23 protein-coding genes and 2 pseudogenes are annotated in these 24,149 nt (G+C 61.0%); 14 read left to right on the top strand and 11 right to left on the bottom strand.

The window, feature by feature from the left end; genetic code table 11:
- Positions 1 to 82: 82 nt before the first annotated feature.
- From trxA to pepN, 4 genes are all read right to left on the bottom strand, one after another.
- Complete coding sequence (gene trxA, locus QP941_RS07515; RefSeq protein ID WP_005326021.1) at positions 83 to 406, bottom strand: thioredoxin; 324 nt, start codon at positions 404 to 406, stop codon at positions 83 to 85.
- A 6-nt stretch (positions 407 to 412) separates the two neighbouring features.
- A complete protein-coding gene (gene trxB / locus QP941_RS07520; protein ID WP_284868573.1) occupies positions 413 to 1,339 on the bottom strand; it encodes a thioredoxin-disulfide reductase in 927 nt (308 codons plus the stop codon).
- A gap of 84 nt (positions 1,340 to 1,423) precedes the next feature.
- Positions 1,424 to 1,972 carry an RNA polymerase sigma factor gene (locus QP941_RS07525; protein ID WP_005326023.1) on the bottom strand — a complete coding sequence of 183 codons (549 nt, stop codon included), beginning with the start codon at positions 1,970 to 1,972 and terminating at the stop codon, positions 1,424 to 1,426.
- An 83-nt stretch (positions 1,973 to 2,055) separates the two neighbouring features.
- A complete protein-coding gene (gene pepN / locus QP941_RS07530) occupies positions 2,056 to 4,581 on the bottom strand; it encodes an aminopeptidase N (RefSeq protein WP_284868574.1) in 2,526 nt (841 codons plus the stop codon).
- 416 nt (positions 4,582 to 4,997) lie between these two features.
- Here pepN and QP941_RS07535 point away from each other — a divergent pair, with 416 nt between their 5' ends.
- The 5 genes from QP941_RS07535 (at position 4,998) to QP941_RS07555 (ending at position 7,138) form a co-directional block, all read left to right on the top strand.
- The gene (locus QP941_RS07535; protein ID WP_284767240.1) at positions 4,998 to 5,543 is read left to right on the top strand and encodes a TetR/AcrR family transcriptional regulator; all 546 of its coding nucleotides are present in this window, start codon (positions 4,998 to 5,000) and stop codon (positions 5,541 to 5,543) included.
- Positions 5,540 to 5,899: a DMT family transporter gene (locus tag QP941_RS07540; RefSeq protein ID WP_003849971.1), complete on the top strand. Its 360-nt coding sequence runs from the start codon at positions 5,540 to 5,542 to the stop codon at positions 5,897 to 5,899. Before QP941_RS07535 ends, QP941_RS07540 begins: the two co-directional genes overlap by 4 nt.
- Positions 5,896 to 6,225, top strand: a complete 330-nt coding sequence (locus tag QP941_RS07545; RefSeq protein WP_003849969.1) for a DMT family transporter — start codon at positions 5,896 to 5,898, stop codon at positions 6,223 to 6,225. The genes QP941_RS07540 and QP941_RS07545 overlap by 4 nt, the downstream gene beginning before the upstream one ends.
- 105 nt (positions 6,226 to 6,330) lie before the next feature.
- Positions 6,331 to 6,645: an NIPSNAP family protein gene (locus QP941_RS07550; protein WP_230208643.1), complete on the top strand. Its 315-nt coding sequence runs from the start codon at positions 6,331 to 6,333 to the stop codon at positions 6,643 to 6,645.
- Between the two features lie 280 nt (positions 6,646 to 6,925).
- A complete protein-coding gene (locus QP941_RS07555) occupies positions 6,926 to 7,138 on the top strand; it encodes an alkyl hydroperoxide reductase (RefSeq protein ID WP_284767241.1) in 213 nt (70 codons plus the stop codon).
- Positions 7,139 to 7,200: 62 nt separating this feature from the next.
- On the opposite strand, the gene QP941_RS07560 is transcribed toward QP941_RS07555, so the two are convergent.
- Positions 7,201 to 7,584 carry a heavy metal-responsive transcriptional regulator gene (locus QP941_RS07560; protein ID WP_370505896.1) on the bottom strand — a complete coding sequence of 128 codons (384 nt, stop codon included), beginning with the start codon at positions 7,582 to 7,584 and terminating at the stop codon, positions 7,201 to 7,203.
- Between the two features lie 227 nt (positions 7,585 to 7,811).
- Here QP941_RS07560 and merT point away from each other — a divergent pair, with 227 nt between their 5' ends.
- From merT to QP941_RS07585, 5 genes are all read left to right on the top strand, one after another.
- Positions 7,812 to 8,189, top strand: coding sequence for a mercuric ion transporter MerT (gene merT / locus QP941_RS07565; RefSeq protein WP_034973490.1), 378 nt, complete (start codon positions 7,812 to 7,814; stop codon positions 8,187 to 8,189).
- Positions 8,186 to 9,151, top strand: a complete 966-nt coding sequence (locus tag QP941_RS07570; protein ID WP_005532162.1) for a cytochrome c biogenesis CcdA family protein — start codon at positions 8,186 to 8,188, stop codon at positions 9,149 to 9,151. Before merT ends, QP941_RS07570 begins: the two co-directional genes overlap by 4 nt.
- Positions 9,148 to 9,696 (top strand): TlpA family protein disulfide reductase, encoded by a 549-nt coding sequence (locus tag QP941_RS07575; RefSeq protein WP_049361035.1) that lies wholly within the window; start codon positions 9,148 to 9,150, stop codon positions 9,694 to 9,696. Before QP941_RS07570 ends, QP941_RS07575 begins: the two co-directional genes overlap by 4 nt.
- A 120-nt stretch (positions 9,697 to 9,816) precedes the next feature.
- Entirely contained in the window at positions 9,817 to 11,259 is a 1,443-nt protein-coding gene (gene merA / locus QP941_RS07580; protein ID WP_070419723.1) for a mercury(II) reductase, read from the top strand.
- Between the two features lie 351 nt (positions 11,260 to 11,610).
- Complete coding sequence (locus QP941_RS07585) at positions 11,611 to 12,321, top strand: IS6 family transposase (protein WP_284769086.1); 711 nt, start codon at positions 11,611 to 11,613, stop codon at positions 12,319 to 12,321.
- Positions 12,322 to 12,619: 298 nt separating this feature from the next.
- Here QP941_RS07585 and QP941_RS07590 read toward each other — a convergent pair whose 3' ends face one another.
- From QP941_RS07590 to QP941_RS07605, 4 genes and pseudogenes are all read right to left on the bottom strand, one after another.
- A complete protein-coding gene (locus tag QP941_RS07590) occupies positions 12,620 to 13,153 on the bottom strand; it encodes a YceI family protein (RefSeq protein ID WP_284868575.1) in 534 nt (177 codons plus the stop codon).
- A gap of 183 nt (positions 13,154 to 13,336) precedes the next feature.
- Complete coding sequence (murJ, locus tag QP941_RS07595; protein ID WP_284868576.1) at positions 13,337 to 16,765, bottom strand: murein biosynthesis integral membrane protein MurJ; 3,429 nt, start codon at positions 16,763 to 16,765, stop codon at positions 13,337 to 13,339.
- A gap of 18 nt (positions 16,766 to 16,783) precedes the next feature.
- Positions 16,784 to 18,979 (bottom strand): DUF6049 family protein, encoded by a 2,196-nt coding sequence (locus tag QP941_RS07600; RefSeq protein WP_284868577.1) that lies wholly within the window; start codon positions 18,977 to 18,979, stop codon positions 16,784 to 16,786.
- Positions 18,979 to 19,482: pseudogene (locus QP941_RS07605) on the bottom strand (NUDIX hydrolase); the annotation flags it as partial. The gene QP941_RS07600 and the pseudogene QP941_RS07605, both read right to left, overlap by 1 nt.
- Positions 19,483 to 19,660: 178 nt before the next feature.
- On the opposite strand from QP941_RS07605, the gene QP941_RS07610 reads away from it, so the two are divergent.
- From QP941_RS07610 to QP941_RS07625, 4 genes and pseudogenes are all read left to right on the top strand, one after another.
- The gene (locus QP941_RS07610; RefSeq protein WP_284844510.1) at positions 19,661 to 21,097 is read left to right on the top strand and encodes a CCA tRNA nucleotidyltransferase; all 1,437 of its coding nucleotides are present in this window, start codon (positions 19,661 to 19,663) and stop codon (positions 21,095 to 21,097) included.
- Positions 21,097 to 21,693 (top strand): YqgE/AlgH family protein, encoded by a 597-nt coding sequence (locus QP941_RS07615; RefSeq protein WP_150850467.1) that lies wholly within the window; start codon positions 21,097 to 21,099, stop codon positions 21,691 to 21,693. Before QP941_RS07610 ends, QP941_RS07615 begins: the two co-directional genes overlap by 1 nt.
- A 39-nt stretch (positions 21,694 to 21,732) precedes the next feature.
- A pseudogene (locus QP941_RS07620) lies at positions 21,733 to 22,460 on the top strand (AzlC family ABC transporter permease).
- Positions 22,461 to 22,793 carry a branched-chain amino acid transporter permease gene (locus tag QP941_RS07625; protein WP_284868578.1) on the top strand — a complete coding sequence of 111 codons (333 nt, stop codon included), beginning with the start codon at positions 22,461 to 22,463 and terminating at the stop codon, positions 22,791 to 22,793. It begins immediately after the preceding pseudogene.
- A 12-nt stretch (positions 22,794 to 22,805) separates the two neighbouring features.
- On the opposite strand, the gene QP941_RS07630 is transcribed toward QP941_RS07625, so the two are convergent.
- Together QP941_RS07630 and QP941_RS07635 are read right to left on the bottom strand one after the other, a co-directional pair.
- Positions 22,806 to 23,114 carry a hypothetical protein gene (locus QP941_RS07630; protein WP_034667948.1) on the bottom strand — a complete coding sequence of 103 codons (309 nt, stop codon included), beginning with the start codon at positions 23,112 to 23,114 and terminating at the stop codon, positions 22,806 to 22,808.
- Between the two features lie 15 nt (positions 23,115 to 23,129).
- Positions 23,130 to 24,095: a bile acid:sodium symporter family protein gene (locus tag QP941_RS07635; protein WP_284868579.1), complete on the bottom strand. Its 966-nt coding sequence runs from the start codon at positions 24,093 to 24,095 to the stop codon at positions 23,130 to 23,132.
- Positions 24,096 to 24,149 lie beyond the last annotated feature (54 nt).

A 24,149-nucleotide genomic window follows, 5' to 3' on the forward strand; every position in this document is an offset into this window, starting at 1 on the left:
ATACCCCTTTCACAGCCCGCTTTAGTTAGGGCCGCATTCCAGAATTTCTACACGCTTAATCTAATAGGAATTAGATTAACAGTTAAAGCTGCTTTTTCACTTGCGCCACGATGTCATCTTTAGAACGCAGACCCACAAATTCGTCTACCTTCTCGCCGTGGTTGAAAATCAGCACATTGGGGATGGACATGATCTGGAACATGGCGCCTAGGTTGCGCTCTTCATCGACGTTAACCTTGGCGACGGTGACTTGGCCGTCCAACTCCTCCGCTACCTCTTCCAGGATGGGGGAAAGCTTCTTGCACGGGCCACACCACTCGGCCCAGAAGTCGACGATGACGGGCTTATCGGACTCGATGACGTCCTTACGGAACGTATCGGTGGTTACTTTCTTGACGTTGCTCATACTGAATTAACGGTTTTCTGCGAGGAAATGTTCCGCATCAATTGCCGCACGGCAACCGGAGCCGGCCGCGGTAATTGCCTGCTGGTAGTGGTCATCCACCAAGTCACCGCAGGCGAAAACGCCTGGCAGGGAGGTCTTGGTGGTGGGTTGTTCAACTACAACATAGCCGTTGTCATTGAGCTTGACCTGATCATTGAGGAAGGAAGAGCGCGGATCATGGCCAATTGCTACGAACATGGCAGTGACGTCCAAGGTGGAAGTCTCGCCGTTGGTGACGTCCTTGAGTTTGAGTCCGCCGACCTTGCCATCGGCTTCAATAACTTCTTCGACGATCTTATTGGTCTCCCACTTGATCTTTTCGTTGGCCTGGGCGCGCTCCAGCATGATCTTGGAGGCGCGGAAGTTCTCGGAGCGGTTCACAATGGTGACAGAGTCCGCGAACTTGGTGAGGAAAGTAGCCTCCTCCATGGCGGAGTCGCCGCCGCCGATAACGGCAATATTGTGGCCCTTGAAGAAGAAGCCATCGCACGTAGCGCAGGTGGATACACCGCGGCCGGACAGTTCTTCCTCACCGGGAACGCCGAGGTGGCGCGGGGCGGCACCGGTGGCGAGGATAACGGTGCGGGCCTCAAAGAGCTCGTCACCCACGTGCAGCTTTTTAATATCGCCTTCCAGCTCAACGGAGTCAACGACCTCCATACGGAGATCCGCACCGAAGCGGATGGCCTGGGCACGCATTTCTTCCATGAGCTCTGGGCCCATGATGCCCTTTTGGAAGCCGGGGTAGTTTTCTACCTCGGTGGTATTCATAAGCTCGCCGCCGTACTCGAAGCCCTCGAAGACAATCGGGTTGAGCTCGGCGCGTGCCGCGTACAGCGCGGCGGTGTAACCGGCAGGGCCGGAACCTACGATGGCAACATCGTGGACGGTCATTGCTAACTCCCTTAAATCAGAGTGTGGTTTCGCGTAACGCCCTGAGTCTACCCGCCACGCTGACAAACGTCGGTATTAGCAAACTCACCCCATGGCGGCGCGTAGGACTTCCCTCGCTCGGGCGCGGCGGGATTTAATGGTGCCGGGCTTTACTCCTTGGGCGGTGGCAACTTCGCCGACGCGGAAGCCAGCGACGTCGGTAAGCACCAGCGCCTCGCGCTGATCCTCCCGCAGCAACTGCATGGCCTCTCGCACCACCAGCTGCTCCGCTAGGTTCTCGGAAGGGTTATGCGCGAGCAGCGGGTTGCGATCGTCATCAAAGTCCTCCGCATCTAATGAAGCATTTTCCCTGTTAGAACGGTGGTTCAAGTAGTCATAGCCAGAGTTCTTTACCAGGCGGTGCAGCCAGGTCGAAAGCGCAGACTCGCGGCGATAGGAGTGCAGGTTGCAGCTGGCGCGCAGGAAGGCTTCCTGAACCACATCTTGGGCATCATGATCGTTTCTGGTGTAGCGCCGCGCCACCGTGGTCAGCCGCGTGCGGTGGCGTTCCACGATGGTGGAAAAGGCCTTATTATCCCCCTCAATAAAAGCATCAACTAGTTCTTCGTCACTGCGGTCATGGCTGAGCGTCATATGTAGATTCCCCCCCGGATCAACAACTGTTATACACAGTGTGACCCGAGGGGAATTAGGGCGCGAGCGCTAGGCGGTACAGTCTATTGACCAGCCCGCACGCGCAGGGTGCGCCGCAGGTTATCGCGGCATTCCAGCAGTACGCGGCGCAGCGCTCCTGGCAGCTCTCGGTGCAGCAGGCGCGTGGTGGCGGCATCGACCATCGGCGACTCTGGGTAGAAGCCACGGATGAGGCGGTTAGCAATCTCAATCGGGTGCGCGGCCCAGATATCTTCCACGCGGGAGAAGAACTCCTCCGCAAAGGCCTCCTGCAGGCTAGCTGAGCGCGGGGCATTGAATCCGGCGACCAGTGCGTCTACCTCGGCATTGGAATATGCGCCGGGCGTGAGCGCCTTATCGAACGCGGAGCGCTTGGTCTCCGGCGTGGGGAAGGCGTGGCTGGCGCCGAGGAATTCGGTAGCGCCGGTCAGCGTATTATCGCGCTGCTTTTCCTCTTCGAGCTCGGCCAGAGTTACAGCGTCGCGGGCGGCGAGGGCGCGCAAGATCGACCAGCGGATTTCGGGGTCCAAGCGAAGGCCGGCAATGTCACCGGAGAGCAGGGCCTTAAGGCGTTCGGTGCCGGATTCCTCCGGCGTTGCGGCGAGGGCACGGATGGCGGCGCGAGCGAGCACAAGCTGCGCATCCGAGGCTGGTTCGGCCTCGTCTAGGTGGCCCCAGATTGCCTCGGCATAGTCGGTGCGGACCTGGTCGCGGTCGGCGTCTGCAACATAATGCGCAATGGCAAAGTTGGCATTGGCGCAGGCAGCAGCCAGCAGCGTGGTATTGGTCTCGTAGGCCTCGTGCTTGACGACGACCCCCACATAGTCAATCGCCGACATTTCCCCATCGCGGGTGAGGTTCCACAGGGCGGTCCAGATTACCGCGCGGGTCAATTCATCCTCGATGTCGGTCAGGCGCTCACTCGCTGTGTCTAGGGAGGGCTCGTCGAAGCGGATCTTGGCGTAGGTATGGTCGGCGTCGTTAAGCAGCAGCAATGCCGGGGCCGGAAGGCCGGCCGCTTCATCGATGATGGTGCGGGTGGTGCCATCGCCGGCGGGAAGATCGATGTCGATCTCGCGGTACTTGTGCAGGGATGCATCAAAGAGCGAAGCGGTCAGGCGGTGCGGTCGGGTGACGTCCTCGGCTTCTGCGAGGATGGCCAGCTCCGCAATCTTCTCGCCTTCGGTGTGCAACTCCGGGGTGAGGGTATCCGGGCCCCAGGTGCGCAACCAGGCTTGGGACCAGGCATCAAGATCGCGGTCCGTGTGCTTCTTGAGCGCCTGCAGGAGGTCATCAAAGGTGGCGGCGGCAAAGGCGTGCTCTTGGAAGTAGTCGCGCGCACCGGCGTAGAAATTATCGCGACCGACGTAGTGCACCAGCTGTTTGAGTACCGCCGCGCCCTTGGCATAGGTGATGCCGTCGAAATTTTGGCGCGCGGCATCCACGTCCGGGATCTCCGCCTTGATGGGGTGCGTGGTGGGCAGCTGATCCTGCAGGTAGGCCCAATTTTTACGGGCGCCGGCAAAGTTTGCCCAGGCCTCGGTGTAGTCGGTGCCGTGGACGGAAGAATCCGCGCCCATAAATTCCGCGAAGGACTCCTTGAGCCACAGGTCATCCCACCACTGCGGAGTGACCAGATCACCGAACCACATATGAGACATCTCGTGCAGGATGGTATTTGCACGGCCGGCATGCTGCGCGCGGGTAGCGCGGGAGCGGAAAATGTAGTTCTCCGTAAACGTCACCAGGCCGGGATTTTCCATCGCGCCGAGGTTGTATTCGGGTACAAAGATGGAATCGTACTTGCCCCACGGATAGGGATAGCCAAAGTTCTGGTGGAAAAAGTCCATGCCTTGGGCGGTAAGTTCTAGGATTTCCTCGTCCAGGTGCTCAAACATGGACGCACGCGCAAAGGCGCGCAGCTGTGCCGAGTGGCTGCCATCCGGGGCGGTCCAGGTGCGCTCTTGGTACTGGTAGGGGCCGGCGGCGAAAGAAGTCAGGTACGTCGACAGCGGCGGGGTCGGCGCGAAGGCAACGGTGGCGAGCTCTCCGTCTTCGCTGCGTTCGACTTCCGGTTGGTTGGAAAGGATCTGCCACTTTTTCGGTGCGGTCATGCGCACGTGGAAGACGGCCTTGAGATCCGGCTGTTCTAGGCAGGGGAAGATGCGGCGAGCATCGGAAGGCTCGAGGTGTGAATACAGGTAGGTCGCGTCATCGGCTTGATCGTGCATGCGGTGCAGGCCCTGGCCGGTGCGCGAATAGCGCGAGTGGCCGGTGACCTCGATGGCGAGCTCCTCCCCTACCGGCAGGCCGTGCAGCCGGATGATGCTGCCATCAAAGTCCACCTCCTGCGGGGTGCCATTAACCTTTAACTCTGCGACCGATTCGCCTAGGTAATCTAGGAAAAGCTCGGGCTCACTGCTGCTGAGTTCGAGGCGGGTAGTCACGCGGTAGGTGGGGCTATCGAGTACCTCTGAGAGGTCAAGGTGGAGGTGGTAGGCGCGCAGGTCCACCGCCGCTGCGCGTTCTTGGAGCAACTCGTGCTGCGTCTTATTTTGTGGTGCGGTCATACTTAGGAACTATAGTTACCGCCGTCACGTAGGGTGCGGGGTTGGGGTCCTAAGCTCCGCTGCTTTCTAGCAGCAAAATACCCAGCGGGTTTCGGAGCCCCGCTGTGGACCTGTTGGATTAGTTTTGCCCGTCCCTCGCTCTTCACGTGGCGCAAGATGTCAGTGACCATCAGCAAGCGTCACACCACACTGAGGGATGCAACCTATGGAAACCGTCAGACGATAACACCACACTCACCACTTTCTGTAAACATAAGGCCTAGACCTCACTAGACGCGTGTAAAACAATGCTAGGAACGGCCCTATTTACAGGAAACATTCTGCTCCAAACCGGCGTAACAATAGGGTGTACCCCAGGTGCCCCTACCAGCGCCCGCAGTTGAAGGCTTCACCTACCAAATGGTAAAGTTAGCTATATGCGAACCAGTCAGCGCTCCGAGATCCTGGAAGCTGCCCTCCGCGTCATGAACGCAGCGGAGGGTGGCGACATTACCCTTGACGCAGTGGCCCACGAGGCCGGGCTCACCAAACCGGGATTGCTATATCACTTCCGCAACCGCGACGTACTGCTCGCCGCGATCGTCGACCACGCTGCGGCCAACGTCGAGAACGACATGACTGCCACCCTTGGCAAGCCCCTCGAGAACGCCAACGCCACCGAGCGGCTCCTGAGCTACCTTCACGTCGCCGCCCACGGGGCCGCCAAGCGCGCCGAGTTCATCATCTGGGGCCAAGCGACGTACCGGCCCGAACTCACCGAACCGTGGACTACGCGGATGGGCCGCTGGCTCGAACTCCCGGACGATCTCGACGCCGCCACCCGAGCCAGGCTGACCACCGCCCGACTCGCCGCCGACGGACTCTGGGGCGCCCAGGCCACAGGTGTGTCCACCCTCCACGGCGCGGATCTCGAAGCCGTCGTCTCCAGCATTCGCTCCCTGATCGAAGGAACAACCCCATGAAGCAGTGGTTCCTGCTCGCTGGCGCCATCACTACCGAAGTGGCGGCGACGCTGTCTCTCAAGGCGGCGCTCAATCACCCATCCTGGTACATCGTGGTTGCTGCCGGATACATCGGCGCTTTCGTCTTCCTCACCTTCTGCCTGCGCGAAGGAATGCAGATCGGCGTCGCCTATGGCATCTGGGGAGCCAGCGGGGTCGTGCTCGCCGCCGTGCTATCCGCCGCGATTTTCGGTGAACCTCTGACCGCTGTGATGGGTCTTGGAATGGTTGCGATCATCAGCGGTGTCCTCACCGTCGAACTCGGCTCCCAGAAAGCTCAGCAAACCGCAGCCCAGGAAGCAGGAGTCAACTCATGAGATGGATCTTCCTCGCAGGCGCCATCTTGTCCGAAGTCGTCGCGACCATGTCGCTACGAGCCTCCGACGGTGGCCGGGTGAAGAAATGGTTCATCGGCGTCATCGCGGGGTATCTCGTGGCGTTCGTCGCCTTAAGTCTCGCCTTGGCCGACGGCATGGCCCTTGGCGTCGCCTACGGCATCTGGGCAGCATCCGGCGTAGCTCTCACCGCGATCCTCGCCCGGGTCATCTTCCACGAACCCCTCACCCGAACCATGGCCCTCGGCATCCTCCTCATCGCCGTCGGAGTTCTCACCGTTGAACTCGGCGCCAACTTGGCGAACTGATGCATTTCCGCAGGTAAACCAGGCAGATTGGTGTGCCCCAGGTGCACCACGAGGCGCACAGACAAAGGCTCCCCAATGAGCGCCTGTGGGCCTAGCGTTGTGGATGTGATCACCTGTGTCGTCCACTACACCATCGACCCCGACCAGATCGCGGCCTTTGAACAGTTCGCCCGCGCTTGGATGCGGCATGTCGACGAACACGGCGGCACCCACCACGGGTACTACCTACCCGCGGAAGGTGTGAGTGACCGTGCGGAATCCCTGTTCAGCTTCCCCAGCCTGGCTGCCTACGAGCAGTACCGCACCTTGTTCGGCACCCACCCGGACTTCATCGCCGCTGACCGGATTCGAGACGAGTCCGGGTGCGTCCTGCGGTACGAGCGCACCTTCATGCGGCCGCTCCTACCCCAGGGACACTGAAAGGGACTCCGGCAGCACGCTCGGCACAACCCACAACGCCGCAGGTCAGCGCGTACAGATGGGTGTAATCAACTGTTACATGTGTCACCCGTCTCGGAGAGAATAAGAATCAGAGCACGATCCTCTACGTCCGGTTCCTACCCCAGATCATTCCCACCGAAAGCCGCCGCCAACCGGCCTGACCTCGCTCACTCGCCGGGCCACGGCATCACCATGGGGCTTGACCTTCGAGCCGGGAGCCCGGGTGCTTGCCAAGGTCCAGCGAAGCTCTCCTGCTGCCGTGAACTATGTCGCGGTGGACATCGCGTCCTACGAGACGGCCAATGAAATCAGGGAATTCCTGGCCGGAAATGGGGCGTCATCCCTGGCCTTTGCCTCTGATACCGATACGCGGCTCATCACCGCCTACCGGATAAACCAGGTAAGCACCGCTGTAATCCTGGACGCCGCGGGCACGGAGGTCTTCCGTGCCGTGGAGCCGGGTGCTGCGTAACTGCGGACGGCACTGGCCGCGGCGGGAGCCGGCTCAGTGAAGCCCCTTAGCCTGCGGCGGGCTCAGATGTAACTGCAGATTTGTTCAGCATCGCAGCGCTGAGGGTCGGCCACCTCGGCGGTTGCATATTGTTCGGCCACGGTCACCCGGAGCGCGGTGAGCTCCGCGATTTTCCGGTCCAGGTCCTGCAACTGTTTCCCCAGGACATCCCGTACGTGGGTGCAAGGCGTCAAACCGCTATCGCGGATCCGCAGAATGCCCTGGATCTGCGCCAGGGTCAGCCCGGCGATTTGGCTGCGGCGAATGAATTCGAGGCGGCTGAGGGTGTCGTGGGCGTAGTCACGATAGCCGTTGGCCGAGCGCTCAGCCGGTGGGAGCAGGCCCCGGTCCTCATAGAACCTGATCGTCTTGGTTGTTATACCGGCAGCATCAGCAACTTCACCGATTCGCATTTCGGGTCCTCATCTCGTTCCAAAAAATCGCATATGACCCTTCCATCGTACTGGAACGTTCCGCATCGGCACCCGCAAACCAACAGGTCCCGTCGCCAGCTTGACCTTCCCCCTTAGTGGAAGGTTGATAATGGGGTGTGACGTACTACTGGCCGTCCGGTTTCGTGTTGGGGTCCCCTGTCGGGGTCCCGGACACGAGCCGGACATATGAAGGGATGATCATGTCAATAAAAGTGAAGGGCCGGGAGCGCTCTGGCCTGGTGCTTGCGGCAGGCACTCTGCTGTCCTCCCTTGGTGTTGTGATGGTGGCGCTCGTGTGCTGCGGGGTACCCGTTCTGACGGCTGCAGCCGGTGTTTTCGCCGCGGCCGGCGCAATGGCCGGCAACCTCTGGTTCATTGCCGCCGCAGCCCTTGCCGCGGGGGCCCTGCTCCTGCGGGCGCAGCGTCGGGGCAGCCCGGGGACGGATTGTTGCGCCCGTTCCCGCCCGGGGGCCAGCCTGTCCGCGGGTTCTACTCCAACACCTCATTCATCGTCGGAGCAGGAGCGGTCCGGGCAGTCCCGGGCCGGTGCTTCTGAGGATGCGGGGTCACAGGGATGACGGGTGTTTTAGGTCTGGCCTTTCTGACCGGAATGCTTGCCACGGTGAATCCATGCGGGTTTGCGATGCTGCCAACCTATCTGGCGTACTTCATTGGTTCAGGCCCCGGTGCGGGACGGAAGCGGCCGTTGCTTGCAGGTCTTCAGGCCGGGGTTGCCCTCAGCGCCGGTTTCGCCACTGTCTTTGTTACGGCCGGCCTGCTCGCCGCTGTAGGCCTGCGGTCGGTGGCGTCGGCGCTTCCCTGGGCGGCGGCGCTGATCGGAGCGGTTATTGTGGTTGCCGGCCTTGGCATGGTGTTCGGATGGCAGCTGCCCGGGGCGAGGTTGAACCTGCCCCGGATTCTGAAGACGGACGGGACCAGTTCGGGCCTCAGGGCGGTCTTTGGCTACGGGGTGGCCTATGCGGTGGCTGCGCTCTCTTGCAGCCTGGCCCTGCTGCTGGCTGTTGTCGCCCAGGCTGTGTCCACCGGGAGCCTGGCCGGGCTGCTGGCGGTCTTCGCCGCCTACGCCCTGGGCTCCTCGGTGGTGCTGGTCCTTCTGTCCCTCGGTGCAGCGGTAGCGCGGGACGTCCTGGCACGCCACGTCCGAAGGATCCTGCCGTTTGTTAATCGTCTCGGCGGAGCCGCGCTTATCCTCGCAGGGATCTACCTGTTGCTCTACTGGGTTCCGGCCCTGTCCGGCGGGCAGGCCGGGGAGATCATGGGCGGGACGGTCACCGAAGCCAGCGTGGCGCTGTCCGGTTTCATCTCGGGCAACTGGCCCATCATCACCCTCACCGCGGTGGCCGCCGTCCTCGCCGCCGCGGCCCTGGCCCTGCGGCGCCGCAGTAAAAGCAAGGCACAGGACAACAGCGCAATCACGGATGGGGCTGAGAGCAGCGACAGCACCGAAGCGTGCTGCGGCCCGGAACATCTTCTTCCCGACACGGCGCCAGGGCGCACCAACCAGAAAGGAAACCCATGACAACGACCAGAAACCACCGGCGGATCTTCACCATTACTGCCGTCGTAGCGGCCGCGGCCCTCATCCTGGTCCTGGCCCTCACTGCGTTGAACCGCGGGAGCGAAACCGCTCCCGCCGCCGGGCCAGCGGGCGCAAACAACGTGGACAGGATCGAGATCACATCTGTGGACGGCAAGGCCCTCACCGTCCCTTCCACCCGCCCGACAGTGCTGTATTTCATGGCGAGCTGGTGCTATACCTGCGTTCCGCAGACAGAAGCGATGAAGGAACTGGAACAGGAATATGCCGATAAGGCAGACTTCGTCGCCGTGGACGTGACGCCGGAGACCACAAAAACCCAAGTGGACCAGTTCCGCGAAATGGCCGGCACACCCGGATACCCCTTCGTTGTCGACCGGACCGGGGAACTCACCCAAAAGTACGCGGTCACATCCCTAGACAGTACCGTCGTCATCGCACCTGACGGTGACATCCTGGGCCGGGCCGATTCCCGGCCCATGAAGGCCGATGCCCTGAAGGAATTTCTTGACACAACACTTCCGTAGCAACACCGATCTCTTCACTCCCGTTCTTGACCTTCCCGTGCAGGGGAAGGTGCAGACTGGGGACAGCATGCAAAAAGGAACGCCCCCCGGGGTGTTCATTCGAGACTCCAAGGAGGACTAATGCCTGAGGCAGCACCAGATTTTGATTTAGCCGTGATCGGTTCCGGAGGCGGCGCCTTCGCCGCCGCCATCCGGGCCACCAAGCTGGGCAATCGGGTCGTGATGATCGAACGCTCCACGGTGGGCGGGACCTGTGTGAACACCGGGTGCGTTCCCTCCAAAGCCCTGCTGGCCGCCGCTGAAGCCCGGCATGTCGCTGTGGATGCGACCGGAAGGTTCCCCGGGATCAGCACTTCCGCCGCCCCGGTGGACATGGGTGTACTGATAGACGGGAAACGCTCCCTGGTCGAGCGAATGCGCTCGGATAAATACGTGGATCTGGCCGCCGACTACGGATGGGACCTGCGCCAGGGCACCGCGGTGTTCGCCGGCACCCCGGAGGAACCGGTCCTGGAAATCACCGGACCCGACGGCACCCGCGACTCCCTGACCGCCGCCCATTATCTGGTCGCGACCGGTTCGACCCCGTGGGCACCCCCGGTGCCGGGACTGGATGAAGTCAACTACCTGACCTCGACCACCGCCATGGAACTGAACGAAGTGCCCGAGTCCCTGATCGTCTTCGGCGGCGGGTACGTGGCCCTGGAGCAGGCGCAGCTTTTTGCCCGCCTCGGATCCAAAGTGACCTTGCTGGTCCGCTCCAGGCTTGCCTCGCACGAGGAACCGGAAGCCTCCCGTGCGCTGATGGGCGTCTTCGCCGACGAGGGCATCCGCGTGGTCCGCCGCGCAGCCGTAACTTCGGTCCGCACAGATCCCGCCGGCGCAGAGGTCCTTGTCACCGCCACGGTCGCCGGGGGCCAGGAGGAATTCCGCGCCGCAAAGCTGCTGGTAGCCACCGGCCGACGCGCCGTCACCGACGGACTGAACCTGGACGCCGTCGGCGTCAAGACCGGCGACACCGGCCAGATCCTGGTCGAGAGCACACTCGCCAGCTCCAACCCCAGGATCTGGGCCGCAGGGGATGTGACCGGGCACCGAGAATTCGTCTACGTCGCGTCCGCCCACGGAACCCTGATGGTGGAGAACGCCTTCAACAACGCCGGGCGCGAGGTCGACTACCGGCACCTGCCCCGCGTGACGTTCACCAGCCCGTCACTGGCCGCGGTCGGCATGACCGACAAGGAAGCCAACGAGGCGGGCATCCGGTGTGAATGCCGGGTCCTGCCCCTGGAATACGTTCCCCGGGCACTGGTGAACCGGGACACCCGCGGCTTCATCAAAATCGTCGCCGACGCCGACACCGGACGGATTGTGGGGATCACCGCCGTCGGCAAGGAGGCCGGTGACCTGGCCGCCGCCGGAGTCTACATCCTCGAGGCCGGCATGACCGTTGACCAGGTCGCGAACCTCTGGTGCCCATACCTGACCATGGCCGAAGGGATCAAAATCGCCGCACAGTCCTTCACCACCGACGTCTCCAAACTCTCCTGCTGCGCCTCCTGACCCGCGCCAGATCCCAGCCTAATCCCATTACGTTGTTGGCAGTTCCGCTTGAAGGAGCCCAGGATTCGTACTCCTAGCCCCATGCTGGGGCAGGCTATGTTTATCTGCGTTCCTTCTGCCTTGTGGCAGTGGAACTAGTCGCTGGCTTCGGTATGGCTTATTTTCGTCCCTGTCTGAAAATGATCCGGGGGTGATGCCGCCGAAGGCAGTGACATACTCCAGACTGCTAATAGGAACCTGACCCGCACAGAATGTGCGAGGTCTCAAAGTAATGTGGATGCCAGCGTGAAGTATGTCGGTGCTGTTGCAAAGTTGGGGCAGTAGAAAGACCGGCGTGAAATAATCAGAGCCATGGGCATCTTCTCCGGTCGGCATTTCCCCCGTGACATCATCCTGTGGGCGGTGCGGTGGTACTGCCGCTACGGCGTGAGCTACCGCGACCTCGAAGAAATGATGACCGAGCGGGGTGTGCCAGTCGATCACACCACGATCTACCGCTGGGTGCAGAAATACGCCCCTGAGCTGGATAAGCACACTCGCTGGTACCGGCAGGTACCCGACTGGCAGGCCCGGTCCTGGCGGGTGGATGAGACCTATATCCGGGTCGGCGGCACGTGGTGCTATCTCTACCGGGCTATTACCGCCGGTGGCCAGACCTTAGACTTCTACCTCTCACCAAAACGGAATGTGGCTGCGGCCAAGCGTTTCCTGGCCAAGACGCTGCGATCGAATACGACAGCCGGGTCCCCGCGGGTCATCAACACCGACAAGGCACCAGCTCTGGCCAAGGCAATATCCGAGCTGAAGGCGGAGGGAATCTGCCCTCAGACGGTGGAGTACCGGCAGGTGAAATACCTGAACAACGTTCTCGAGGGAGATCATGGCCGACTTAAAAGAATCCTGGGACCGAAGGGGGCGTTCAAAAACCGAATTTCCGCCTACCGGACGTTGAAAGGGATGGAAGCGATGCATTCATTACGGAAAGGTCAGGGCACGATGTTTGCTTATGGGCACCCCAATCCGGACGCGGTGATCGTCAACCGGGTCTTCGAGACGGCCTGAGAACGCCGGCACGCAGCGGCCATCAGGAAATGAGAAACTGGGTCGTCTCGGCTCTCCGCCCAACTTTGCAACAGCACCCTGCAATTCTCCTGTGGCGACTTTGAATTGTTTCCTTTATAGGTGAAGCCAAACCCGTTGATTGGCTGATATCCAGAGGTGCTGAGGGGCTGAATGGCTTTTCCCAAGGGTAAGGAGTGGCTGTACCGCTAGACCGGAAGACGTAGGAAAAGCCCGCAGCCAGAAGGTGGCTGCGGGCTTGGGGAAGCTTAATGCTTCTAGTGTGTCTGGGGCTACGGGCCTACTGCTTGATAGCAGAGACCTCGAGCTCAATCTTGATCTCCTCGGAGACCAGCACGCCGCCGGTCTTCAGCGGAGCGTTGAAGTCGATGCCGAAGTCCTTGCGGTTGATCTTGGTGGTTGCCTCGAAGCCCAAGCGGGTATTGCCAAATGGGTCCTCAGCGGTAGCAACGTCTTCAACGTCGAGGTCGACGGACTTGGTGTTGCCCTTAATGGTGAGGTCACCGGTGACGGTGCCGTTGCCATTCTCATCAACGTTGAGGTTGGTGGCCTTGAAGGTAATCTCCGGGTACTGCTCTACTGCGAAGAAATCTTCGTTCTTTACGTGTGCATCGCGGTCATCGTTGCCGGTGGAGATGGAAGCGGTGCGGATGGTTGTCTCAGCAGCGGACTCGGCGATGTTCTCGGCCACGGTGATGGTGCCTTCGAAGTCTGCGAAGTTACCGCGAACCTTGGTGACCATCGCGTGCTTGGCGACGAATCCGATAACGGTGTGGGCTGGGTCAAGTGCGTAGGTACCTGCTGCGAGGGACATGATGAATACTCCTAAAGTTGTTGTTTGCGTTACACCCCACAGTGTACGCACCACTTCTAAATAGTCAACACGTGAAGTAAAAACTTTGTGAACGTGCAGGTCAAAGGAGTGCGATTGGAGTGAATTTAAAAAAGAAGGCCGAATCGAGGGTCGTTTTCCTCGATTCGGCCGTGTGGGTTGTGCCTAGGGCTGCCCGACGAGACTAATGTCTGCGATGGTTGCCTTATCGGATTTGGGCAGCTCGGTGATCATGAAGAGGATCGCATCGAATTGCTCGGTGGTTTCCTCCAGCTCGATATCTTCCTTGCCGCTTTCGAACTTGCCCCTGGCCAGTTGGTGCAGGGAGCCAGCTTGTGGGTTCTCCGGATTGAAGCTGTCCTGGTTTACGCCATAGACGGCGTACCTCGCCCCAGTGGAGTTGGACTGTACCACCGGCAGGACCGCTAGGTGCGTTGGCGTATCCAAGGTGACGAGGACGCCGGTGTTCTCCTCGGCGGTGGACCACGTGGTGGCCGATTTGCCGTCGATAAGCGCTGCATTGTCTTTGCCCTCAGGGACGGTAACCGCAGAGGAAGGCTGGAGACGCACCGGCGGGGTATCCGGAATGTCCGTGCTGCCGTGGATGGTCTCGCTGACTGGGTTGGATGCCTCCACATTGCTGAGCAAGGACATGATCCAGGTGGTGAGCGCGGCCATTGCTACGACGAAGATCGTGGCGAAGATGCCGATGACGATGACGCCGGAACCGGAATAACCGCGGCCGCCGAAGCCGGGTTCTTGCGCCGGGTCATCCTCTTGATCCGGTTCTACCTGTGCCTTCACCGGCAGGGCTTCAGGTGCTTCTTCTGGTTCATCCGGTGCGAAGTCGTGCAGGCGCTGGGCGATGCCGGCCAAGGTTAGTGCCTGTGCCTCTTGCAGCTCCTCCATCTTTTCCTCGCGGCTGTCCTCATCAGCACTATCGAGCGCGTAGTGCGCATCTTCGACGCGCTGGGCGGCCTCGTCTGCGGGGAGATTGGCGTCCTCAGAAATATCGCGCAGCTTCTTCGGCGAAGGTTCGGTGGACTCCACCAGCAGCTCGAGGGCGGAGCTCAGTGCCTCGCGGTCGGTGGCCGCGGAGGTGCCGTCCAGTACGGCGGGGAAGGCAACCTTGACCACACCATCGGTAGAGACGCGGAAACGGTCGCGATGCTCCACGCCGAGGGTGAGGCCGGCGTCGTGGGCAGCGGCGGCATCAGCAAAAAGCGGCGCAGTAGCTCGTGCCACGGAATGGGGATCGAGGTTATCGGCCTCCGCTACCTGCTTGAGGGAGGTGCCCTCAAACCAATCCGCTACCACCAGGCAGCCGGTGCGGTAGGACAGGATTTGGATATTATCCGCCACGGTATCGAGCTCCAGCTCGGCCAGGCGGCGGGTATTGCGCGAAATCTCCGCGGAGCGGCGCGCCGCGATTCCCGGCGTCGACGGCGCAATCGGCGCCAGGCTATTGGTATCGACGAACGTCAGGGCGACCAGTCGGCCGGTGGACTGTTCGCGCGCCTGCCAGAACTGCGCACCAGTGACCGCACCGTGATCCTTCAGCAGGCGGAAGCGACCGTCCGATACCGGGGCGCCTGGGACCAGGCGTGGGCCGCGGACGATGCCCGCGGACATCGGTGGCGGCACCAGGGTGGCATTGAAGGCGTCCTGGGTAAATACCGGCCGGATTTCCGGCACATCGGGCTCCTCCAGCTCGATGGCCTTGGAGGAATCGACCTTGATGAAGCGGGACATGCCCGGGATGCGCTGCAGGGCGCGGGCCAAGTTCTGGACCTCCGGCAAGGAGGACTTGGACAGCACCAGGCCGGTGGCGATGAGGAAGATGACGCCGAGCACCGCGACCTTGATCAGCGAGACGATGGACGGCAAATTCTCCGGAAGGAGGAGATTCACGACCCAGTACAGCACCCAGGAGACGACCAAGCCCACTAGGCCGGCACCGGAAGCCCACAACACGGTTTGGGTAACGGCCTTGCCGCCGAGGCTGCCGAGCTTGCGCTTGAGCAGGAAGCCGCCAATGACCGCACCGGAGACGAAGCCAAAGCCATTGGCCGTACCGAGCAGAATCACCACGCGGTCCGGGTTGGATGTCATCAATGGTGCCAAGAGCGTGAGGACGATCTTGGTCAGCGTGATGCCGGCGATGATGAAGGTAGGCGTCCAGGCTTCCTCGCGGGCATAGAACACGCGCAGGTGCAGCAGCACCAACGCATACGGGATGAGCGTGAAGGCGGAGAAGCTGATGGTCAGGCCGAGTTGCTCGGCGCTGTCGGCGCCGTAGGCGCCGTACTGGAAGAGGGCGCGGGCGATAGGTACGCCGAAGCCGGTCATGAAGATGACGATGGGGATAAGCGCGATGAAGGTCAGCTTGGAGCCCAGGGTGAGATCGCGGACCACGGCATCAACATCGCCGTCGGCGGCGTTGCGGGACAGGCGCGGCATAATCGCCGTCAGGAGCGTCACACCGATAACGCCATAAGGCACCTGCAGCATGAGCCAAGCATTCTGATAGACCAGCGGGGCGCCGGCATCCGCATAGGCGGCCACGCGGGAGGTGACCACGTAGCCCAGCTGGGAGATGGCCACATAAGTAATGATGGCCAAAGCCATGCCGCCGAATTGCTTGATGCGCGCATCCAAGCCCCACTTGGGGCGCAGGTTAATGCCGGCCTTTTTCAGATACGGCAATAGGATGAGGCACTGCACCATCACTGCTGTGGTGGTGCCCAAACCCAAGAGCATGACGTGGGGATCGGCCACTGGCGTGGGCTCATGCGGGTCTAGTTGGCCGGGCAGGAAGCGATAAGCCAGCAGCACGCCAATGGAGATGAAGTTATTGATCACCGGAGCCCAAGCGCCCGGACCAAAGATATTCTTGGTATTGAGGACGGCCTGGAATAGGGCGAAGAGGCCGTAGAAAAGAATCTGCGGCAGCAGCAAGAAGGCCAAGGAAGTTGCCTGCACGGCATTGGCCTTGGAATCCTCCGGCAGCATCATCCTGGTCAAGAAGGGGGCGAGCACCACGGAGGCGATGGTGACTATGCCCAGGATGGAAAAGGCCAGGGTAAATAGCCGCCGGACAAAGGTCTCGCCGCGGTCCGTGTCTTCTTTTTCGGCGCGCACGAGGACGGGCACAACCAGAGAGGTCAGCACCGCACCCAAAACGATCTCGGTGACGAGGTTGGGGATCTGGTTGGCGCTACTAAACGCGGTGCCCACCGTGGCGCCGAGCGTGGCGCCGATGAGCATCTGGCGCAAGAAGCCAGTGATGCGGGATAGCAGCGTCGCGATGGCCATCGTTCCTGTTGCGCGGATGACATCCTGATTGGATGATTCGTTGTCCGCGTTGCGTCCAGTGAGCGCGGACTTATCCTCCTCGGGAGGAACGGCGGTGTCCTTCACCGCTGGGGTGGGGCGCTTTTCTGGTACCGGAGCGGGAGGAGAGGCCTGGACGATGCGGCCGCGGGCACCCGCCGGGGCGGGGTGCTCTGCCGGCACGGCGGCATCCTTCGGGTCAACTGCACCCGCAGGTGACTTCTCCACGTGTTCGGCCTCGCGGCCAGTCTTATCAGTCATAGAGGATACAACTTCAACTTACTTTTTAAGCCTTTGTGATTTTTTGCGCCGATGGCGGCCTAGCCGGAAGAGCGTGGCTAAGACCAGCGCAAGGGCGCCGGCTATGCCGACGCCATACACGCTTACGATACCGGCACGCGTCTGCACGGCGATATTGATGGGCTCGGAGATGGTTTGCTTTTCTGGGGTGGCAAGCCACAGGCCAATGTCTGTGCGATCGACGTCCTTAGGCATATCGGCGGTCATGGATACAGTAATAGAGCCCTTCGCCGGAATACGGACGCTCTTGGGCGTGTTGAGGCGCGCGCCATCGGGAGCATCGTATTGCAGCTTGGCCTCCACCGGTAGTGGCAGGCCATTTTCTGCCACGATGAGCAGTGGCGATGACTCGGATACGCGGGTATAGACATTGCCCGGTGGGATAAGCGCTACAGAAGAACGCAGGTCCCGCAGCGTATCGGAATGCACATCCATCGTGTGAGTGAACCGGCGCTGCGCCTCTGCATTGCTTCCCAAGCTATCGCGGTTGGTTAGCGAGAGGGCGGCGAGCAGATCCCGGCGCAAAGGCAGGACGAATTCATAGCGAGTGAGCGCGATATCGGGATCATCGACCATGATATTCATCAGCTCGTCGGTATAGCGAGCCTGCTGCTCCACGCGGACGATATCGGATTCGGCAAAGGCGGCGGGATCGCTAAAGGGGCTGCCGGGCAGTGAACCGGGCTCTGCGGTCTCCTGCTTCAGGCTGCCGACGGTGCGCGGATGGGACTTACCGGAAGCGATGAGTGCCTCGGCAGAGTCGAGTGCGTACTCGGCCGCGCTGGGATCCAAGTAATTGGGCAAGCGCGCCACGGTGTCATCGCTTGCGGCCAAGCTCAGTGCGGCGCCGCCGGTGATGGCACGAGAAAGATCGGAATCGAGCGAGTAATCGTAGCGCAGCTCTGGGTTGGAATAGCCCACCGTCTGTGGTTTGGAGCCGGTTTGGGCGAGGAGGGCGCCCAGGGAGGCGTCGAAAGTCACGGCGCGGCCAGGCCACGAAGTATTATCCGCCACCAACGCGGGCAGGGGCAGCTGCTGATCCACATAGCCGGAGCCGACCGCGAGCACGGTGGTAGCCGGCTTGGCACCGAGAATTCGCTCGATGGTGTGATTGCCGCGTTGTAGCCCCTCATAAGTAAGGAAGGGATTATTTGCCTTGGCCACGGAGGAAGCATTGGCGTTTGCCCACGGCATAGACATAAAGCAATCGAGCTCGCGCAGGCGCTTGAGCCAGCGGGCAGCGTCCTCTTTTCCAGTGCCGGGTTCGAGGTGCACATCGTCATCGTTAGTGAACCACGAATCGCGCAGGCGCTTAGGTCGCTCGGCTTGAGGTAGGCGGGCCGGCCCCACCTTATAGCCCTCCGCCATGCGGTTGACCGTATCCAAGAGGGCGGGATCGATGGCTACGCAGCCTGCCCCACGCAGGTCGTGGTCGGCATACGTGCTGACCAAGCGATCGAGCCGGCCGCCCTCCGCCAGCTCACCGGCCAGCTCATCAGAGGAGAGGATAAGGTCCTCTCCCCCAGTGCCGCCTGGTACCGAGTCGATATCGGCGCTGATGGGATAGATCACGGTGAGATCGTGGGGTGTGGGGTCCGAGGGGGCATCGCCAAGCGCCTGCTCCTTCCCCTTTACCTGGCCTACGAGGCGCTCCTCCGCAAAGCTGACCGCCTCGCCGCCTACGGTGCCGGTGAGGGTAAACAGCAGCGGATAGGAGCCAGGCTCTTCGATGGCCAGGGTCTGCTCCTCGTGCAGGGAGGTGGGAACCTGGAAGGTGACCTCCCGGGATTCGCCTGGCTGCAGGGGTGCGGTGGTAGTGCTCGGACCGTAATACGGGAATTCGCCGGTGGCCAGCTGCGTGCGGGCCTGCGCGGTGTCCTGCACAGCATCGCCGCGGCGGCTCGTGAGCTGGAGATCCTCCATGGCTTCATCGGTGGGATTGTGCAGCCGGAAGGTCAGTTTCAGGTCCTTGCCCACGGAAAAGGGCTCGGCCGTAAGGAGATCAAGAGTGGCCCGCTCCGGCCCGCGCGCGCCCAACCATGCCTGGATATCCTGCTGATTTTCGGCGGCCGAGTCCATCTGCGCGGCGGCTGCTGGTAGCGGCAGGCACAAGCCCCACCCCGCTACCGCCATGCAGCCGCCCACGGCGGCCCAAGACTTCAGGCGTTGGCGCATTACCGTGGCGTCACTTTCCCCGCCGCGGCTTCCTTTCGTGCGAGATCGGGAAGGAGATCATGCGCGATGCGCGCCAGCTTGCGCTCATCGGCGTAGGCCAAGTGCTCGATGAGTTCAGAGACGGGGATCCACGAGACCTCGGTGACCTCTGGATCCTCATCGTTCATAATGCCGTCTACAAAACGCAGCAAGTGGTGGTGCACGGTCTTATGGATGCGCACGCCATCAGAGACGAACCAGTAATCAATCATGCCGAGGTCCGCAAAAACCTCACCAGAAATGCCGGTTTCTTCCCATACCTCGCGTTCAGCGGTGACCTCCTTGGCCTCGCCATTTTCCACGTGGCCCTTGGGCATGGACCACAGCAGGCGCCCGCGGCGGTCGAGGCGGCCAATGAGCGCCACATAGAGCCGAGAAAGGTCGACATTGCCAGTGGCATCGACGCACTCCGCCAAGCCGGAGACAACGAGGCCACCCGCGGAGGTTTCATCGCGGGTTTCCATGGCCGTGGATTGGCCATTGCCACCGCGGTAGGGCTTGCGCTGCTGAGTGGTGCGGCGCGCGCGATTATCCGGCCGGCGGCGCCGCCTGCGCCGGGACCGGTTGCGGTTGCGGCCGCCTCCCTTGGAGGGGCCCTGTTCTTGGTTAGTCATCCCTGCCAATCGTAGTAGACTCTCACCCGTGAATTTTCAGGACACTCAGCTAATCGGCGTTCTTGCCCGCGCGGAATCCACCGTCTCCTCCCTCAGCAGCCTGCTGGGTGGACTGGTGGAGAAATTTGCCGCGCGCGGCTACCCGCTCTACCTCGTGGGCGGCTCTGTGCGCGATGCGCTTTTGGGCCGCTTGGGAAATGACCTGGACTTTACTACCCCGGCCCGCCCCGAGGTGGTCAAGGAGATTCTCGATGAGTGGGCCGAAACCGTGTGGGATACCGGCATAGACTTCGGTACCGTCTCCGCGGCCTACAAGGGCCAGCAGATTGAGATCACCACCTTCCGCTCCGATTCTTATGACGGCCAGTCCCGCAATCCTGAGGTGGTTTACGGCGACACCTTGGAAGGCGATCTAGTCCGGCGCGACTTCAAGGTCAATGCGATGGCCATTGAGCTGCTTGCCGACGCCTCCTTTAAGTTCCACGATCCCCTCCACGGCCTCCAAGACGTGGCTGACCGGGTGCTCGATACCCCGGATAAGCCGGAGATCTCCTTCCACGATGATCCGCTCCGCATGCTGCGTGCGGCTCGTTTCGCCTCCCAGTTGGAATTCCGCGTGGCCGATCGTGTTGTGGAGGCCATGCGGGATATGGCTGGCGAGATCCAGCGCATCACCGTCGAGCGCGTGCAGGTGGAGCTGGATAAGCTCATCTGCGGCACGGCCCCGTGGGATGGCATTGATCTTCTGGTATCTACGGGAATCGCGGATTATATCTTCCCGGAGATCCCCGCGCTACGCATGACCGCGGACGAACACGCGCAGCACAAGGACGTCTATGCGCACTCGCTCAAGGTGCTGAGCCAGGCCATGGATCAAGAGGAAGATGGGCCTGATCTTGTCCTGCGCTGGGCGGCGCTGCTGCACGATATTGGCAAGCCGGATACCTTTGATAACACCGATGGCAAGGTCTCCTTCCACCACCACGAGGTGGTGGGCGCCAAGCTCGCCCGCAAGCGCCTGCGCAAGTTGAAGTACCCGAAGGCCACCACGGAGTCCATCGGCCAGTTGGTGTACCTACACATGCGCTTCCACGGGTTCGGGGAAAATCAGTGGACTGATTCCGCCGTGCGTCGCTATGTCACCGACGCCGGCAAGCTTCTTCCCCGCCTGCACAAGCTGGTGCGCGCCGATTGCACCACCCGCAATGCCAAGAAGGCCCGCCGCCTCCAGCGCACCTACGATCAGCTCGAGGAGCGTATCGAAGAGATCGGCCGCAAGGAGGACTTGGCCCGCGTGCGTCCAGACCTCGACGGCAACGAGATCATGGAGATCTTAGGGCTCCAGCCCGGCCCTGAGGTGGGCCAGGCATGGTCCTATCTCAAGGAGCTGCGCCTCGAGCATGGTCCCCTCGAGCGCGAGGAAGCGATTGCGAAGTTGCGCGAGTGGTGGGATTCTAAACAGTGATGTTTGCCGATAGATTATTCAACGCCCTCGAGCGCAATGACCCCGCCCCCGGCCAGCTGCTCATCGCCGCTCCGGGGATGCTTTCGCCGGAATTCGCCCGTTCCGTCATTCTCGTTATTGAGCACAATGACATGATGACCTTCGGCGTGGATCTGACCAAGCGCTCCGAGGTGGCGATTTTCAATGTGCTGCCGGAATGGCTTCCCGTTGTGGCCAAGCCGCAGGCGCTGTACATCGGCGGCCCGCTCAATCAGCAATCCGTCGTAGGACTCGCGCAGACCAACCAGGGCGTCGATCCGGACAAGCATGACCGACTTACCCGCCTCGCCCCGCGCCTCGCGCATGTGGATCTGCGTGCCGACCCAGAAGAGATAGAGCCCTTGGTCTCCGGCATGCGCATGTTTGCCGGCTACGCCGAGTGGGGCCCGGGCCAGCTAGAAGAGGAAATCGAGGCCGGCGAATGGTTCGTCTCCCCTGCCCTGGCCCAAGACGTTATTACGCCGGGTCCGGCCGACCTCTGGTCCGATGTTATGAAGCGCCAACCTATGCCGTTGCCGCTGTACTCCACCTACCCTGTCAACGTGGAAGACAATTAATTCCTATCAAGCTGCAGGCAGTGGGCTACACTAGCCCGCATGCGTGAGGATATTTCCCAAGGTTTGCGGGATACTTGGGCCGCCGCCATCGGCCTCATTCCCCTCGGCCTTGCCTTCGGCCTGCTCATGGTCCAATCCGGCTTCAGTTGGTGGTGGACGCCGATTTTTTCCATCGTCATCTACGCCGGCTCTATGGAGTTCCTGGCTATTTCCATGGTCACCGGCGGCGCCACAGCCTTGGCTGCCCTGGTTACCGGTTTCATGGTCAACTTCCGCCATATTTTCTATGGCCTCACCTTTCCTCGCCACCGCATTCATTCACGCCTGGGCAGGGCTTATTCCACCTATGCGCTTACCGACGAAACCTATGCCATCGTCTCCTCCCTCCCCACCCATGACCGCCCGACCGGGCCCGGATCCTTACCATCCAAATTTTTTGTCAGGCTCTGTGGGTAGGCGGTGGCATTGTCGGTGCTCTCGCTGGCCAGGTGATTCCCTCTTCCGTGCAGGGCATGGAATTCGCCCTAGTGGCGCTGTTCGTCGTGCTGGCGATGGATTCCTTCCGCAATAACCAGGACTTCTCTTTGCCTTTGAGCGCGGCAATGGTAGGAATCCTCGCAGCCGCCTTCGCTCCTGGACAACTCCTCATGGTGGCTCTCAGCGCCTACTTCATCCTGCTCATCATTCGGTACCTATCCCCACGCGTCGATGCCGCTTTCAGCTTGCGTAGGCGAGGCGACCTTAAGGGATTCCGGGAGGAGTGCTAAATGCCCGCTGGAGTTACCCTTGCTTCCATCGCGGCCGTCCTAGTTCCCGTCGGCCTCATTACCGTTGTACTTCGCCAACTTCCTTTCTCCTTCGTGAAATGGATGAAGGATAGTCAGTTCTTTTCCTTGCTCGGCATGATGATGCCTGTGGGCGTGATAACTATTTTGGTGGTGTATACCGTCCACGGGCAGGCCGGCGCCCCCTGTGGTATCTGGGCGGCTCTCCTTGGCATGGTGGTTACCTTTTTACTCCACCTGTGGAAGCGCGAGTCAGCGCTGTCCATCTTTGGCGGGACCGCCTTCTACATGCTCCTCGTCAACGTAGTCTTTTAGCCCCTGTGATTCTTATAGGCCGAACTTGGCGGTGGCTTCGGACCATAGGGCGTCGAACCGAGACTGATCCACGTATTGCGCGCTAATGTCCGGAAAATCATCATAGGTATCCGGGTGAGGGACAACCTCTTGCGGCTGATCTACGTTGCCCGTGGAACTAGTAGGTGTCGCTACCCCGACGATGGCATCCGAGGGATCCAGTGCAATCATGCGCACCATGCGGCAGCTGCTTGCGTCGCGCTCTTCCATTTCCGCCATGTGGATCGCTGAGCCCACGCCGGGCACATTCAGTTCGGTTCGTACGTATAGGTAATTCGTCATGGCACTTAAGTGTAGCTACGTGCTGGGACGTTGTGCGTAACGGGCCGCTAGCCACGAGCACATCATGAGCTGAACCTGGTGGTAAATCATCAACGGGAGGATTAGTAGACCAAGGGATGCGCCGCCAGAAGCGAAGATTACCGACGCCATTGGCAGTCCCGTGGCTAAAGACTTTTTCGATCCACAGAACTCGATTGCAATGGTATCGGCGCGATTGAATCCCATTTTTTGGCTTGTCTTTCTGGTGAGCCACAGCATGAAGGCGACGAAGATCGCGGCGAAGACGACTAGGAACGCCAGATCCCACAGGGAAATAGAGGACCAAATTCCGTCCACCACACCCTTGGAAAAAGCGGAATACACCACCATTGCGATTGAGCCGCGGTCTACGACCTTGGTGGCTTTGCTTTGTGCAATCTTGCCTACCCAGCGCCGAGTAAGCTGACCTAAAATAAATGGCGCCAACAATAGAAGGGCGATTTCGCCGAATACTGACGTATCGATGTGAACTCCTCCCCCAGTTCCCATCAGGAGCATGACAAGCAATGGAGTGATGATTACTCCCACCAAGTTTGATGCTGAAGCCGATACGATTGCGCCCGCCACGTTTCCCTTCGCGATTGAGGTGAAGGCAACTGAAGATTGCACCGTGGATGGGACCAGCGTGAGGAATAATATTCCCAAGTACATGTCATGCGATATGACAGCAGTGAGTGGGCGCAGAGCTATGCCTATAAGCGGGTAAACCACAAAGGTGAACGCGAGAATTGTGAGGTGAAGCCGCCAGTGTTTTAGTCCATTGAGGGCTTCTTGGGGGGAAAGCCTGGCGCCATACAAAAAGAAGAGTAGCGCGATGGCTACGTTTGTTAATTGGCCGAATGCGTCGGCAAAGTTTCCCCGGGCTGGTGCGATTATCGCAAGGATGACCGCCAGGATAATGAGGACAATAAGCGGGTCGGGCTTCTTCAAACGCTGCAGCATGCTAAGAGTTTAAACCCGATTCGTCTTCACATGCTGCAGATACTCGGGCCAAGA

The sequence above is a fragment of the Corynebacterium sp. MSK150 genome, assembly GCF_030229215.1.
Taxonomy (GTDB): Bacteria; Actinomycetota; Actinomycetes; order Mycobacteriales; family Mycobacteriaceae; genus Corynebacterium.

What these genes read in the sequence shown, in the direction of transcription:
- trxA (WP_005326021.1), bottom strand. Translation starts at nt 406, where the DNA reads ATGAGCAACGTCAAGAAAGTAACCACCGATACGTTCCGTAAGGACGTC.
- trxB (WP_284868573.1), bottom strand. Translation starts at nt 1,339, where the DNA reads ATGACCGTCCACGATGTTGCCATCGTAGGTTCCGGCCCTGCCGGTTAC.
- QP941_RS07525 (WP_005326023.1), bottom strand. Translation starts at nt 1,972, where the DNA reads ATGACGCTCAGCCATGACCGCAGTGACGAAGAACTAGTTGATGCTTTT.
- pepN (WP_284868574.1), bottom strand. Translation starts at nt 4,581, where the DNA reads ATGACCGCACCACAAAATAAGACGCAGCACGAGTTGCTCCAAGAACGC.
- QP941_RS07535 (WP_284767240.1), top strand. Translation starts at nt 4,998, where the DNA reads ATGCGAACCAGTCAGCGCTCCGAGATCCTGGAAGCTGCCCTCCGCGTC.
- QP941_RS07540 (WP_003849971.1), top strand. Translation starts at nt 5,540, where the DNA reads ATGAAGCAGTGGTTCCTGCTCGCTGGCGCCATCACTACCGAAGTGGCG.
- QP941_RS07545 (WP_003849969.1), top strand. Translation starts at nt 5,896, where the DNA reads ATGAGATGGATCTTCCTCGCAGGCGCCATCTTGTCCGAAGTCGTCGCG.
- merT (WP_034973490.1), top strand. Translation starts at nt 7,812, where the DNA reads ATGTCAATAAAAGTGAAGGGCCGGGAGCGCTCTGGCCTGGTGCTTGCG.
- QP941_RS07570 (WP_005532162.1), top strand. Translation starts at nt 8,186, where the DNA reads ATGACGGGTGTTTTAGGTCTGGCCTTTCTGACCGGAATGCTTGCCACG.
- QP941_RS07575 (WP_049361035.1), top strand. Translation starts at nt 9,148, where the DNA reads ATGACAACGACCAGAAACCACCGGCGGATCTTCACCATTACTGCCGTC.
- merA (WP_070419723.1), top strand. Translation starts at nt 9,817, where the DNA reads ATGCCTGAGGCAGCACCAGATTTTGATTTAGCCGTGATCGGTTCCGGA.
- QP941_RS07585 (WP_284769086.1), top strand. Translation starts at nt 11,611, where the DNA reads ATGGGCATCTTCTCCGGTCGGCATTTCCCCCGTGACATCATCCTGTGG.
- QP941_RS07590 (WP_284868575.1), bottom strand. Translation starts at nt 13,153, where the DNA reads ATGTCCCTCGCAGCAGGTACCTACGCACTTGACCCAGCCCACACCGTT.
- murJ (WP_284868576.1), bottom strand. Translation starts at nt 16,765, where the DNA reads ATGACTGATAAGACTGGCCGCGAGGCCGAACACGTGGAGAAGTCACCT.
- QP941_RS07600 (WP_284868577.1), bottom strand. Translation starts at nt 18,979, where the DNA reads ATGCGCCAACGCCTGAAGTCTTGGGCCGCCGTGGGCGGCTGCATGGCG.
- QP941_RS07615 (WP_150850467.1), top strand. Translation starts at nt 21,097, where the DNA reads ATGTTTGCCGATAGATTATTCAACGCCCTCGAGCGCAATGACCCCGCC.
- QP941_RS07625 (WP_284868578.1), top strand. Translation starts at nt 22,461, where the DNA reads ATGCCCGCTGGAGTTACCCTTGCTTCCATCGCGGCCGTCCTAGTTCCC.
- QP941_RS07630 (WP_034667948.1), bottom strand. Translation starts at nt 23,114, where the DNA reads ATGACGAATTACCTATACGTACGAACCGAACTGAATGTGCCCGGCGTG.
- QP941_RS07635 (WP_284868579.1), bottom strand. Translation starts at nt 24,095, where the DNA reads ATGCTGCAGCGTTTGAAGAAGCCCGACCCGCTTATTGTCCTCATTATC.